We start from the raw sequence: 14,120 nt of genomic DNA, 5'->3' as shown, positions 1-14,120 counted from the left end.
GGCGATTCAGCTGCTAAACAGCCAGTACTGGCCAGGGGACTCTGGCATATTGGCGCACAGCGGTTTTTTGCTGATGAGAGTAAGGCCGTCATCACCAGCGACGATGGCCAGCTCATCCAAGCATCCTCCTCCCTGCTTATCTCTCTGATTTAGGTATTCCAATGCGACAAAGACGTGAACGCACCCAGAAGGAAAACGAGCTGCAATCCGCAATCATCGGCGCTTTGGGGGCTTACTGCCGCGACAAAAGGATCCGCTGCAGCCACCTTGAGTACTTTGCAAACCAACAGGGCGATGGGGTAAATCGAGTTTGCGCGGATTTCCTTGCGACGCTGGATGACTCAACACTCCTGCTCGCCGAAACGAAGGTGCAGGAAGGGGGGGAGCTGATCAGATTTGAGGAGGAGCAATACAAGGAGAATCTGAGCTTCGAAAGATGTGGTTTTCCCATTATCTACGTTTACAACACGGCATCCCTAATGCCGTATTACGAAAAGCCTCAGCCCTACGACTTCCCAGAGATGACACTGGCAGCCACCAACTACTCAGAGCCCTCAATGCTGCCCGACAAATATCCGGCCATGGAACAGCATTACAGCTTGTTGGAGTGGCTAAAGCAGGTGCCAGTTGGAGGAGACAACACGACAAGATTCGCCCGGATTTTCGCCGCTATACGTTCAGAAGGCCTGCTTACTAATGGGCTGATGATGCTGATTTACGGAACAAGCTCCGTGAAGCTTTTGGATCAACCAACCGCCAATGATTTGGATCAGTTAATTGATACGCTAACGATCGGCGCCACCGGTAGGTTCTTAAACCCAAAGCAGCAAAAGCAGTTGGAGCGTTTTCTCGCCGAAGAGGCCAATGCGTTCAACAGCTGGATCAACTTCTCTGACCCTCAAAACGGTACCCAGCCATTGCTCCCTCCAGTGTCTTCATCGTCGCCAGTCACTGATGGACCAGGCCACGGCGCCAGAACGAAGCGAAGCAATAGTGGATACGATGACTTCAAGCTGTAATCAGATGCCCCTGTCCACGAGAATTGGAAAATCGGGGACGCCTTAGGCTTGAGGCTGGGAGCGCCAGCGCCCACTTCTGGCCGGTTCAGGTCACCTGTGAGCTGTTGCAATGGGTCGGCTTCTGTCGGTCGCGACAGGCAGAAACCGGCCATAAGCGGTCATCGGTCATCAACAGTGATGTGGAATTCACTAGACGAACATAGCGCCCATCGTCAGCGTTTGGCTAAACCTGTCGAAGGTGTTGTCTCGGTGCAGTGTTCTCACCTGCCAAAGATAGAATGAGCGCACCGCTCCTTCCGTTGAGGCAACCCCTTCCCGGTAGCTCGTGCCTCGTGAAATGAGTGCTGTACCGCAGTTGCCACCGAACTGCATCGGGCGCGCGACTCCCCAGCCTGTATTCCAATAACAGAGGTCCGCGATGACCTGCTCGTCCACTTTGACCTCCAACTCCCCGCCACAAGGGATGAGTTCAGCCAGGTCGGAGCCAGGTAGCGTTGGAAGGAAAAGCCGCCCCGGATATAGATCGTGCTGAAGATAGCCTAAACGGTCGAGGCCGAGCGGCGCAGCAAGCGGCCAGGCCTTGCACTGCTCATCTATTATCAGTCCGTCAAGATCGGCCGGTGCCAAGAGGGTCGTCGTGCTCAGTGGCTCTGGGGCCACGCTGCGCAGCATCCGCCCGTGGGACCAGAAGCTCGCCAAATGCGCAGCCAATTCCGCATCGGTGGTGGTGCTGCCCGCCGCTTGCGACCATCTGATAATCGAAACCTCAACGCACCGCTCCATTGACATCACGATTGGTGAGCTGAACGCGAGCAGTTCGTCACCCGGCCGCGCTGTATGTATACGGCCAAGCAGGGCTCGTAACGATGTTTCAATCGCCTCTGAATCACCGTCGAAGTCAGTTGTCGCGGGGAACCAAGTCGGGCGCTGAGGTCTCAGCAAAGCTAAGGTCGGATGGACAGGCAATGCCAAAAGTGCCTTTTCTTCCGCCAGTTCCGTTGGCATGCCCCACAAATCCTCGGCAACCGCCAGCGTCCGAAGGTAGGCGGAGATGGCACGAAGGGCCGTCCGTGAGGAGAGCTGTCCGATGAAACCCTCGCCCATGGGCCTTAAGAAGTGCCAGGGGTCTCCTTGGAACGGAGCTTCTGGATAGGCGGCGCGGTTCGACGTCCACTCAAAGGCCATCTGCCGAACGAAAGGCAGCCGAGTATGCTTATCGAGCTCGCGCATAGAAGTGCGGAAAATCCGGGGCAGATCTATGCCTTGCACGCCATCAAAATCCTGGGGGATCTCAAATTCCTCGGGAACCTCCTCCAACTCGCTGTCGTCGCCTTCTCTCAACAGACCAAGGCTTTCTAGTAGCAGGTCCGAAAGGATGGATAACCTCGGGATGCTCCCAGCCAGCTTGGGAGTGGGTGAGTAGTCGTATGCGTGTGCCGCCATCCAGAAGATACACAGGACCTCGACCGCTTCGGCCTCAAGTTTGCGTGAGCTCAGCAGCTGGAGCAACGCGGTCTCGGTTTCAGCTCTCGAGCTCGACTCACCTAGCAGGGCTGCCAGCTCCTGCATGGTCCACCACCGTGTAGACGTCGACGGCCAACCAAGCCGGCCAATGAGTATACGAAGCTCGTCCATCAAGCCTCCGCCCCTGTAGAGCAGATCAACTCAGCCGCCCAGCGAGGCCGCTCCAACGGCAGGGTGCGGGTGTCTTCAATGACGCAATTGACCATCGTCTCCGCAAACTTCACGGCCTCCGCGATTCGCTTTTGTCGTGCGTAGAAGTAGACCATCACTTCTGTGGGCGCCACACGTGGCAGTTCGGGGTCACCGAACATGCCGTAGGTCGTCGCAGCCACGAACTCGTCACAGCGCTGCGGATAGTGTTTGACGACCAAATCGAGTCTACTGAGGGTTTTCTCTTCCTTCTCCGCGAACCCGACCCAAGCCCCGTTTCGGATGTGCGCCTGGACAAGGTACTTCCATGCCGACTTTACGCCACTTAGCTTGCGCCTCGTCTGAAAGACCAGGTCAGACAGTACCAGGACTCCCCTGGGCCAACCCTTTTCTGACAGAAGCAAGCCGTCGAGCGCCGCGAGCAGTCGCATTCCCTGCCCCGCTTTGTCCCAGTGCTGATACCAGTCGCGAAGAAGTCTCGCTTGCTCGTTGTAGCTCGCCGATAGGCTGTCGAGCAGGTCGCCGAATTGTTCCGGCGCAAAGGTCGTGACATCCCCCGTGTAAGGCTTGCTCTCGCTACCGCTGCCGGGATACTCCGATCGCTGCAGCAGGCCAATGTCCCAACCGGCGTGCTCCCGAAGGACTCGAAGTCGCTCCGCAGCGCTTGAGCTGCCTTCCAGTGCAAGTCTACTCAGCACGTCATGGATCGCAGGATGCAGTCCGGTTCGCATTAACGCGTCCAGGGGCCAACCGTCCTTGATGCCTTGCACCACGTACTCCCGCAAACTGTCTTCTGCTTGCGACCAGTCGCCTGTGTGCGTGTGCTCCTCGTACTTAATCACCAGAGCGGACGGCTTCAACTTCGCAAGCAGCCGATCGGCGGCCGTCAGTACATGCCTGGTGCCCTTCCCGTCGGTGTAGTCCAGGACGTGGTGGACCTGCGGCGCAATACGGCCGAGCAATCGGCGAGCGTCGTTCGGCGCGACATCGACCAAGTAGCCGATTGCGTCGACAGTGTTGTTCAGCGTAGGGTCCTTGCGATGCGCATAGCCAGTGGTCAACTCCCACGTCTGCTTGCACAACTCACGAGCGCTGTTGCTCAACCCATGGGCTAGCGCAATGGCACAGAGCTGGAGCGGCGTCTGAAGATGTACGCTGGTTTCATGGCGGATCTCTGCATCAAGCAGGACACGCTGGGACTCGACGAAGGCCGCCGCCGCATCGTCACTCATCCTCGTCAGCAATCCGGCCGCGTACTGAGTTCGGAAGGACTCGCTGTCAAACCAAACGTACTGCCCGGCCGCCTCCATGGTTTCTTTGGTCAGGGCCACATTGTCGAAGTGGTCCAGTAGGACGCTGCCCAGGCGGATGTCGCAGGCAATACGATGCAGCGCGTTCCGGAAGTCTTCGGCTGCAGAGCTCTCGTCATGGCCTTGCCTGAAACGCCTGAACTCCACCGCCTTGAGTAACTTGAACAACTCATGGAAGTCCACCAATTCCCCCCGCCACCAGTGCTGCGCAACCTGTGCCGCAGCCACAGAGAGTGCGTTGAGGAAGTCGGTGATGTTCTTCCGGTCTTCGTAGGCGGGAGCCCGCACGAACTCAAAGGCGGTCTGCCCTTCCGCAGCCATGCACAGGCTCAACTGAACGGCGCTGAAAAACCAGTGGTGCGCGAGCGTCGCGAGATCTTCCTTGCGCTCGTAGTAGCCGCCTTTGAGCCACTCGGTAGGGATAGGTGCGTTCAACGGCTTGGAAGCCCGCATGCTGGCTGCCTCCACGGCAGCGACTAACGGGGTTCGGCCGAGCTCGCTGAAGTCATCGCGCTCTGCGATGCTCACTCCAGCGGTCGCTGCCGCGCGGACGCACGCATCACTGATGAGACTCTTACTCTCACCTGGGGCGAGCGAAGCAGCGGCTGCCATCAAGTCATCCAAATTGCCTTCCTCAACCAGCATCTGGACTCGCGGCAGCCAAACGACCGGCCCGTTCTCGGACACCAGCCGGGCCAGCGCTGTCGGGGTCGATCCGATGGCACCAAGCCGCGCAAATGCGTCGACCAGGAACTGGAACTCATCAGAGCCGGCGCCCGACGAGTACCTGCTGGAGAAACGGCTCACGCCTCTGAATCGACGAAGCGCTTCTTCACCGCACGCCTCGGCGACAACTTGGTCGCCCCGTGCACGCAGGGCCAACCCGAGCGCGGCAAGCCGCAGGATGTCTGCCTCATGCCTGGAAGCCACAGCCTCGCGCACGACGCCCTCCTCTGCGGTCAGGATCAACGTGAACGAGATCAGCCTGGCCGCGTCGTCGTTCTGCATCTGATACTGGCTGCCACCAACCATCCGTGCTTTGAGGTGCTCCAGTCGATAGGCTTCAGCGAACTCGTGGATGTCCAGCGCTGCGACCAGAGCCTCAGACAACAGCGTCTCAAAGAGCGACTCTGGATATCCCTCCTCCAGGCGGAGCATGATCCAGTCGCGGGTGAGGCCGGCGATGAGGTTTTTGGGTTCACCTAGCCTCGCCTGGACCGTCCAAAGCCAGTTCACGCGTAGCGAGGTAGGCGCAGTGGTCTCCAACCAACTTGCCACCGCCGGCATCAGCTCGTTGATGCGGTCGGTGTATCCGGCGGTTGTACGCACGAAGACCGCCAGGCTCTCATGAAAAACCTTCAGGCCAGCTGCTGAAGAATGAAGCAGATGCTCCACTTTCGAGACCTCCGGTTCCGCCGCGCCAACTTTCGCCGCAATCTCTGTGAATGCAGGCTTCGGCCAGAAGAACGAAAAGGCACATACGAGCCGCAATGTGTCCTTTAGGCTTGGGAGGAGGCTTTCCCAAAGCGATGCGTAGTAGAACTTTGCATCCTGACTCAAGTCGCCCTTCAACTGCTCGACATCCCACTTCGACAGGCTGCGACGGGCATGCTCAAGCTCCGCGACGGCATAGATGACATGCAGAGGATGGCCATTGGTCTTTGTGCGAAGCGCGGTTGCAGCCTCCTGCAGGTGCGCTTCCGAACCATCCTCGCCCTCGAATTCAGTCGTAAGCCTGCCCTCCTGAAGCGCCCTGCGCAAATAGGACAGGACTGCGTTCTCAGACATCGCCGGCAGCGTACGCCACTCAGCCTTGGGCGCGAAGGCAAGCAGGTCTGTCGGCAACTGGGCGTCGTCCACAGGTTGAGTGCCGACGAGGAGTACCATGTTGTCCGGGCATGGGATCAGTTGGGAGAACACATCGTCCAGCGGCCGCTTGTCCTCGGCGTTAATACGCCAGACGTGGTCTAGCCCATCCAGGACGAGAACGAACGGCTTGGCCAGTTTTTTGTAGTGAGAGGCACACGCTTCAAGGAGCGAGCGCAGGTCGCCCGCTGGTACCTGAACATCGGGATGAAACCGTTTGACCTGCGCTTCGATGGACTGCTCGACCACATAGCTGTTCACCCGGTCGCGCCCCCGCTCCGTCGTCGAGAGGAAGTAATGATGTCGGACTGTGGGGATGTCCCGTTCCGCGAGCGTGTCGCACAACGCGCTCAGGTAGGTACTCTTTCCACGGCCCGGCGGCCCTGTGAGCACGATCGCACTCCCGGTAGCACCGATGGCGTCACGGACAAACTCCGAATGGAACGTCTCATCAGGCACCTCGTAGCCCAGTGGGACAACGAAGTCCTCAGGCAAAGGCGCCGGTGGCGTCGAGCGCAGGATGGTGCGGACCTGCTCCAGCGTGATCCAACCGTTAGGGGGCGGGAAGTTTTTCCGCGTTGCCCAGTTCAACGCTACGTTCTTGAGGGTGGCAATGCCCTCAGGAGTGCCGTGCTTGCGAAGTCGTGCATCGACCTCTTGCTCCAGCGTGTCGAACCCCTTGTCGCTGTGAAGAATATGCAGTTGGCTGAAGAACGCCTCGCAGCCTTGTTCATCACCAAGTTCCGCAATGACTTGAGAACGCCTGGGCTCGGCAATCTTGGCAAAGGAGATCTTGCCGCATTCCAGGCAAGCTTCGATATCGGCATCCGGCCGCCGGTTGGTCATCAGCGAAAGCACACCAATACGCGTCGATTCCAACGCCTTGAAGGCATCGAACCACTTGCGCAGCATCGACCTCGATCGCGCCGTCTTGCCGGTCTTTTCCAGCATCCAATCCCAACAGAGCGGATGGGAGTTTGGAGCCGGGGTGAACTTGACCTGCTGAAGATCAACCAGGCCATCTGCACGCTCGACAACGATGTCATCCAGCCCCGTCGGCGCGACAGCCTCGTCGTCGCACTCTAACTTTACCCGGGTGTAACGAGCCGGCGCGTCAAGCCAATCGCAGAGGACTCTGAGGCCTTGACGGTTCTGGTAGATGTAACCTGCGGCGGTGATCGCGGTGTTCTTGATGTCTTCAGACATAGGTGACTCACGCTCAGAAGCTGCCAGGACAGCATCGGCTTCTGCTGCGAACCCAGAGACGCAGCTGAAGGCAACAATATGTGGGTTATCCGTTACCGCTGGGAAGCTAGTCCAGTTGTACGGGCTTAACGCCCAATTTCACCCTCAGAAGGCGCGCGATTTAGCCCCTAAGCTTTCTCATATGCTAATACGAGCCCGCGATCTTAGCAGGTGAAGGCCTCGCATCCGATTCGACACCGACAAGGTCGGGGAAATTGTTCAACGGAACATGCAGTCGCACAGAGACACCACGTCGAGTTCTCGACGTTTGCTACGCACTATGCCTGGACAGCGAAGCCAGTGTCTCAAGCGCTAGCTTTAATGCGGACAGCGCTGGACGGCAGCTATTGGCCGGTTTAGGTCATCCACGAACGGCCGCAAAGGGTCGGTAGCAGTCTCTCAGCCAAGACCTTGTCAGCCTAGAGAGACGGGCTTGTTAGCACAGACCCGCCAATTATCCCCGAGCTTCAATCCTGACCCAGTATTCGCTGCGCCTTACTACTCGCACCGGAAGGCTGCGCTCGAGCATCTCCAGAGTCAGGTCACTGTTATCCAGCGGGTATAGCCCGCTGACGCGAACGCCCGCAATGGCAGCATCTAAGCTGACTATTCCGCGGCGATAGGGCTTGATTGCCTCGACGACCCACGCCAGCGGGCGATCATGCGCCGCCAGCCATCCATCCACCCAGGCACTCTCCGATGGCTGCATCGCATCATTGGCCAACAAGCCGTTCTCATTGAAGAGTACGCTGCGGTGCGCCTGAAGATCATGGGTACCGGCATTCCCCAGAGTCAACTGCGCAGGAGTGTCGAGGGTGACCAGGCGCGTCCCTTGCGCTTCCTCGCGCAGCATCAGGCTGCCTCGATGGACCAGCACCTGCCCGTTGCCGGTGGCCAATCGAAAAGCTCCCCGACGGTCCGGCGCGACCCGCAGCAACAGTTCGCCCTGACGCAACCGCACGCCGCGCTGATGCTCTTCGAAACAGGTGGCAACCACGCTGCGCGCGTTCAGATCGATGCGGCTGCCGTCCTCCAGGTTCCAGGAGCGCCGCTCGCCGGTGCCGGTGTAGAGATCGCCGGGCAGCGCCAGCCCTGCGCGTTCCACACGTAGAATCGCGCCTGCGGCGAGTGCCAGGCCGGCAAGCGCCAGGCTGGCGCGCAGGAACTGGCGACGCCCTGACGGCGCCCGCATGGCGCTGAGCAGCTGATCCCCGGAGCGCGATCGCCATGGCGATTCACGCAGCGGCGAGAGCCCCTGGGAAATCTTCTGAAACGCCGCCTCATGCCGCGGCGAAGTACTCAGCCAGTGTTCCAGCGCTCGACGTTCCTGCTCCGTGGTTTCTCCCGATTGCAGGCGCACCATCCATTGAATCGCTTCTTCCACCAGTGGATCGGCAAGGGGCTTGCGGCTCATCCGGCCAACTCCTGGTAGCAGCAACGCAACGCCTCGGCCATCAGTTGGTGCACGCGCCCGAGCGAGAGTCCCAGGCGTTCACCGATCTGGCTGTAGGTCAGGCCGTCGATCTGGCTGTAGACGAATACCGACTTGGCCTGGCGCGACAGGCCATCGAGCATGCGATCGATGGCGAGGAGGCTTTCCACCAGGATCCACTGTTCCTGCGGCGAGGGATGGGTTTCCTCCGGGGTCGTGGCCAACACCTGCAGGTAGGCTTTTTCCAGCTCGCGCCGGCGCCAGCCTTCGTACATCAGACGCTGGGCGATGGTCGTGAGCAGGGCACGGGGTTCGCGGATGGCGCTGGGGTCGGTGTGCGACCAGACCCGCAGGAAGGTTTCCGAGGCGATGTCCTGAGCGCTGTGGGCGCAGCCGGTGCGATAAGACAGGCGAGCACAGAGCCAGGCGTAGTTCTGCTGAAACAGCTGGCCGAATACTTTCTGCTTGAGGGCTTCATGGTCCATATGAATCGAGGCCTTTGGGGACTGCTCACGCCAACGTGTGGTGCGGTAGTGGGCCTGTCGTTGAAAGAGGCGTGCGCCGTGGCGACGCACCCGGGACCTGCGAGGAACCGGTTGGCTATCAATCTGCATGATCCAATCGCCTCAAAGAAGAAATAAAAAATTTCAAGCTGCAGCAATTTCGTTATATGAAATGCGACACGCGGACACACGCCAGCAGGCTCCTCGGAAGGAGCCCGTTGCGCATATTGTCGGCTCTGTAGCAGCCGTCAGATCGCGCCGGCCAGCGTCGCCTGACGTTCCTGCGCGCGTAGCGGACGGACCAGCCATACCACCGCAAGGCTCAGGGCCAGCACGATGCCAGCCAGCACCCATAGCACGTCATGGAAAGCCTGGTCGTAGCCCGCCAGCAACAAGGGTTGCAGACTCTGCAGCAGACCCTCGGGGGCGCCGGCAGGCCCATCGAGGTTTCCCGCCGCGGTGGCATCCAACCAACCCTTCAGGCTGCCGGGCCCTTCAACCAGCGGGGCGATACGAGGCCCCAGTTGCTGGCCGAGGAAGGTCGCCAGCAGCGAGCCGTAGAGCGCTACCGCCACCGCCTCGCTGCCCAGCCGGAAGGTATTGAGCAGGCCAGCCGCCATGCCTGCCTGCTGCTCCGGGACTGTCTTCAGCGCCAGGCCGTCGACCAGACCCGCGGACAGCCCCATGCCGATCCCGACCAGCAACAGCGGCACCGCCAGATGGGCGAGCAGCGCACCCGGCTGACTGAGCAGGGCCAGAGAAACCAGCCCGGCTAGGAGCGCCAGCAGGCTTGCCTTGAGGATCCCCACCGCTGAGACGCCTCGACCGACCCATTTGCCCGCCAGGATCGGACAAACCAGCATCGGCGCGGTGAGCAGCAGCATGGCCAGGCCCGCGTGGGTAGGCGCCAGGCGCAAGACTCCGGACAGGTAGCTGGGCAGGTACGTCAGCAGGGTGACGAAGCCGAAGGATGCAGCAACCGTCACCAGGGCGAGACCGACGAAGGGGGCATTGGCCAGCAGCGAGAGATCAAGCATCGGCTGCACATGTCGCCTCTCCTGCCAGGTGAACAGGCCAAGCAGGCCCGCAGCCGCCAGCACCAGCAAGCCGATGCCCTGGCTTTGCCAGCCCCACTGCGAGCCCTGGACGATAGCGCTCATCAATGCCAGCAGCGCCAGGATGAACAGGCCGGCGCCGAGCACGTCAAACCGCTGCCCGCCGGGGCGAGCGACATCCTTGGGTATCAACGGACTGCCCAGCAGCACCAGGCCCAGCGTCACGGTATGGGCAGCGAAAATGGCTCTCCAGCCGACGCTGTCCAGCAGCAGACCGGAAATGGTCGGCCCCAGGCTCACGCCTAACCCCGCCACCGTGCCGAACAGGGCAAAGGCACGCAGCCGCGCCGGACCCTCGAAGTAAGTGGAGAGAATCGCGATACCGCAGGAGAAGATCGCTGCCGCCCCGATTCCCGCCAGCGCCCGAGCGAGGTCCAGTACCCAGGCCTGGAACGCCAGCACCGAGAACAGCGATGCCAGGACGTACAGGCCGACGCCGATGACGAAGCAACGGCGGCGCCCCAGGCGGTCAGCCAGCGCTCCCCAGGTCAGGGTGAAGCAGGCGAAGGCGAGGTTGAAGGCGTTGACCACCCATTGAAGACCAGTCAGCGGCGCCGACAGATCGCTGCCGATCGCCGGCAGCGCCAGCGCCGTGCCGGATATCGAACTGGGCACGACGAAAATCGCCAGCAGAATTACGCCCAGAAGGGCTTTGTCGATCAGTGCTTTGCTCATGCTAGCTCCCGTCGAGGTCAGTGAGTGGCGGACCAGCGCACCGGCAGGTGCTGTGGACGTCGCAGGATGACGCCGTGCACCCACGGCAGCTCTTGGGCGGGCACCGCCAGGCGCAGACGCGGCAGCCGCTCGACCAGCACCTGAAGGACGGTGGTGATCTCGAGGCGAGCCAGCGCTGCACCCATGCAGTTGTGCATGCCGTAACCGAACTGCAGGTGGCGCGGCCCCTGGCGATCCAGACGGATCACCAATGGGTCGGCGAAAGCCTCAGGATCGCGGTTGGCAGCGAAGGCATCGGCATAGATGGCGCTGCCGGCGGGGATCACGCCCCACGGCCCGTCGATGTCCTCGCCGGCCAGGCGCGGGAAGGTGGAAATGGTGCCCAGCGGAATCAGCCGGAGCAGCTCTTCCACCGCCGTGGGGATCAGCGCCGGGTTGTCGACCAGCGACTGCCACAGGCCGGGCGCGGCGAGCAGCGTATAGAGCACCTTGGTCAGGACGGTGAGGATGTTCTGGTCGCCGCCCACCAGTACGCCAATGAGGATTCCCACGAGTTCCTTGTCATTGAGCGGCGGCTCGCTGTCCCCGCGCCCCGCGACCAGACGCTGGATCAGGCCGCCGGGCAGGGATGGCCGCACGCCGGTGACCAGGTCCGTGAGGTAGCCATAGACCTCCCAGAACTGCCGCAGCAGTTCCGGAACGTCCTCGTCGGAGGCGATCTGCATGGTGTGGCTCAGGGGCCGGTAATAGGCGCGGTCAGCCAGATCGATACCCAGCAGGCGGCAGTCCACCGTCGCGGGTATTTCATCCAGCACCAGCCCGAACAGATCGGCCCCCTCGCCCGCCCGTGCCAGCTCGTCCAAGCGCTGATGGGTGACACTCGCCACGAGCTCACCCAGTTCGGCCACACCCGCCGGGCTGAAGTCCTTGGCTATCACCTTGCGCAGGCGGCTGTGGAAGGGCGCGTCATTGTTGAGGAGCATTTCCGGGGGCGTGATGGTTGGCAGGAAGCTGGCACCGTCCTCGGCGTTGCACGGGCTGCGGATCGCTCGTGCGTCGGTGAGTATCTGCTGGACGTGCTCGTAGCGCGTCAGGTGATAGGCCAGGTGCCCGCTGGGCAGGACGATTCGCGGCAGCCCCGCAGAGGGCTCGGCAACGCGGTACTGCGCAGCCGCGTCGAGGTTGGGGATCTGCGACACCAGCACGGGGGGACGTGTGTGAAGGGCTATGGTCATGATGCAAGTGCCTCCTGCGGCGCGCGCAAAGGTATGCCCGTCAAGGCCTCAAGAGCGCTGAGCGCACCGGGGTTGTCGCGGAAGTGCAGTGTCTGCCAGCCGAGCGCGGCGGCCGCTTCGATATTCTCGGCGACGTCGTCGATCAGCAGGTTCTGCGCGGGAGCGAATCCTGCGCGCCGGGCAGCGATGTCGAAGAAGAGCGCGTCCGGTTTGCGGCAGCGCTCGCGGGAAGAATCGACGATCAGATCCACCACCGTGTCGAGCCCCACCAACTCACGCCAGTAAGGTTCCCACTCGACCACATTGTTGGTGAGGATGCCGACCCGGTAACCCGCCGCCTTGAGTTGCAACGCCGCCTCGCGCATCGCGGGATTGGGCTCGACACCACTGAACCACTGCTGGCCGAACTGCTCCAGACGTGCCCGGGAGAGGTCCAGGGAAGGATCGTTGCGGCGCAGCGCCTCGGCCAATCGCGCGCCCCACTCGACCTCGCTCAGCACGGCGTTCTCGATGGGCGCCAGCATCGGCAGTCCCAGATCGTCGGCGACATCCTGCATGGCTTGCTGCAGGGCCGCCGGTGCGATGCCGGTCTTGCGCTGGTACTGGGTGAAGAGTTCCGGAATCGGCGGCGAGAGCACGCCGCCGAAATCGAACCAGACGAACTTGGGTGCGCTCATCTCAGGCCACCTCTTCGCGCAGCGGCACGGCGCTGACTTCCTGGGGGAGCGCCGAGGCGATCGGCACCAGGTGAACTTCCGCACGAGCGATCACCTGTCCGCCCTGCACCACCTCCACCGGCAACGACAGGGTCTGCCCGTCCTCCTGTAGCCGGAGGTCGGCCGAGCGCACCCGATAGCGGGTCTCCAGGCCGAACTCGCCAAAGCGGGTGAAGGCAACCTTGCACTGCGACAGCAGCAACGCATCGGCCTCGATGGAGCGATAACGACGTGCCGCGACCAGCGCTACCTGGCGGAAGCCTTCGAGCAGCAGCATGCCGGGGATGTGATCCAGCGGGTGGTCGAAGATCGCCGGGTTGTCGCGGTCGACGATCAGGCTCGCGGAGAATCCGTCCTCCTGTTCGTCCAGGTCGCGCCCCAGCACCACGTTGGTCAGCCAGTGCCGCCCTACCCGCCGCGGGGCCAGCGGTTCGGGGCGCTGTACCCGTGGGTCCGCATCGGCGGGAACGCTTGCCAGGCCCCGGGCGCGCAACTTGTCCCAGCTGGCCGAAGGCATCCAGCGGATGCTCATGCGCTCGTGGCGCGCGGCGACCTGGCCATCAATCAGCAGTTGCATGTCCAGGGTCACACCTGACAGCACGGTGTCGCGCCAGTAGTGGTCGACCACCTGCACGTCGATCAGCGCCGAGGCGGGCCTGCTGCCGATCCGCAGCAGATCGCGACGAACCAGGCGGGTATCGCTGTCGACATAGAGGAACTTGTCCTGCGGACTTACGCCGAGGAAGGCGTGGGAGATATAGATCGAGGCCTGACGGAATACTTCGAGCAATAACAGCATGTCGTAGTGCTCGCCACCGTGAGAGTGCTCGCTGAAATAGCTATGGGTGCGCGGAAGCTGCGCGGCGCACTGGAAGCTCACATCGTCGAAACGTGTGGCACCGGTCAGGAACACTTCGCTGACTGCGGCGCGATGCACCATGCTGCGCGGTACGGTGTTCTCGTAATGAGAGACATCGGACATGTCGGGATCTCCTTCATAGACGGTTGCAGGCACTTTCAAAAATTGCACTTCACAACAACGCGGCTTCATGCCGTTCTCATCCCAGTGAGCAACTGCCAGCGCAATTTTTCAGTCCTGCCTTAGATCGTTTGCTTTGCCGCTTATGGCGATGCGAAATCCGCCCGGATTTTTCCGCAGGTCCTGTGCCAGAGCCCTCGCCGCTAATAAGGAGGGGGCAGCCGGTCATTTCCCGAAAAGTTTGGAGAGGCTGCAAAAACGGTCTAACGACCGACTGAAAATCCCCCCGCCAAATCACTCAACGGCAGCAGAAACCCAAAACGGCACGACGCGGCGCAAGCACAGACCGCT

Annotated in this window: 9 protein-coding genes; 1 reads left to right on the top strand and 8 read right to left on the bottom strand. The window is 61.5% G+C overall.

Going from position 1 to position 14,120, the window contains the following annotated elements; translation table 11 throughout:
- Positions 1-161 precede the first annotated feature (161 nt).
- Positions 162-1,019, top strand: a complete 858-nt coding sequence (locus JHD77_RS03250) for a hypothetical protein (protein WP_033992023.1) — start codon at positions 162-164, stop codon at positions 1,017-1,019.
- 189 nt (positions 1,020-1,208) lie between these two features.
- Here the strand turns inward: JHD77_RS03250 and JHD77_RS03245 are convergent, their stop codons facing one another.
- The 8 genes from JHD77_RS03245 to JHD77_RS03210 form a co-directional block, all read right to left on the bottom strand.
- Complete coding sequence (locus JHD77_RS03245) at positions 1,209-2,588, bottom strand: multidrug DMT transporter permease (protein WP_223697219.1); 1,380 nt, start codon at positions 2,586-2,588, stop codon at positions 1,209-1,211.
- Between the two features lie 65 nt (positions 2,589-2,653).
- Positions 2,654-7,075 carry an NACHT domain-containing protein gene (locus JHD77_RS03240; RefSeq protein ID WP_078458415.1) on the bottom strand — a complete coding sequence of 1,474 codons (4,422 nt, stop codon included), beginning with the start codon at positions 7,073-7,075 and terminating at the stop codon, positions 2,654-2,656.
- Positions 7,076-7,568: 493 nt separating this feature from the next.
- Positions 7,569-8,528, bottom strand: a complete 960-nt coding sequence (locus JHD77_RS03235; RefSeq protein WP_033992018.1) for a FecR family protein — start codon at positions 8,526-8,528, stop codon at positions 7,569-7,571.
- The gene (locus tag JHD77_RS03230; protein WP_017516929.1) at positions 8,525-9,031 is read right to left on the bottom strand and encodes a sigma-70 family RNA polymerase sigma factor; all 507 of its coding nucleotides are present in this window, start codon (positions 9,029-9,031) and stop codon (positions 8,525-8,527) included. Before JHD77_RS03230 ends, JHD77_RS03235 begins: the two co-directional genes overlap by 4 nt.
- A 266-nt stretch (positions 9,032-9,297) precedes the next feature.
- The gene (locus JHD77_RS03225) at positions 9,298-10,839 is read right to left on the bottom strand and encodes an MFS transporter (RefSeq protein ID WP_191519431.1); all 1,542 of its coding nucleotides are present in this window, start codon (positions 10,837-10,839) and stop codon (positions 9,298-9,300) included.
- Between the two features lie 17 nt (positions 10,840-10,856).
- Positions 10,857-12,074, bottom strand: coding sequence for a cytochrome P450 (locus JHD77_RS03220; RefSeq protein ID WP_078458413.1), 1,218 nt, complete (start codon positions 12,072-12,074; stop codon positions 10,857-10,859).
- The gene (locus JHD77_RS03215; protein WP_078458412.1) at positions 12,071-12,751 is read right to left on the bottom strand and encodes an HAD family hydrolase; all 681 of its coding nucleotides are present in this window, start codon (positions 12,749-12,751) and stop codon (positions 12,071-12,073) included. Before JHD77_RS03215 ends, JHD77_RS03220 begins: the two co-directional genes overlap by 4 nt.
- 1 nt (position 12,752) lies before the next feature.
- On the bottom strand, positions 12,753-13,772 hold the full coding sequence (locus JHD77_RS03210; protein ID WP_017516933.1) for a ScbA/BarX family gamma-butyrolactone biosynthesis protein: 1,020 nt from the start codon (positions 13,770-13,772) through the stop codon (positions 12,753-12,755).
- Positions 13,773-14,120: the final 348 nt, after the last annotated feature.

This window comes from Pseudomonas sp. P20, from assembly GCF_016463925.1.
Taxonomy (GTDB): Bacteria; Pseudomonadota; Gammaproteobacteria; order Pseudomonadales; family Pseudomonadaceae; genus Pseudomonas; species Pseudomonas aeruginosa.
Note: the sequence above shows the minus strand (reverse complement) of the source record. Positions and strands in the feature narration are given on the sequence as shown.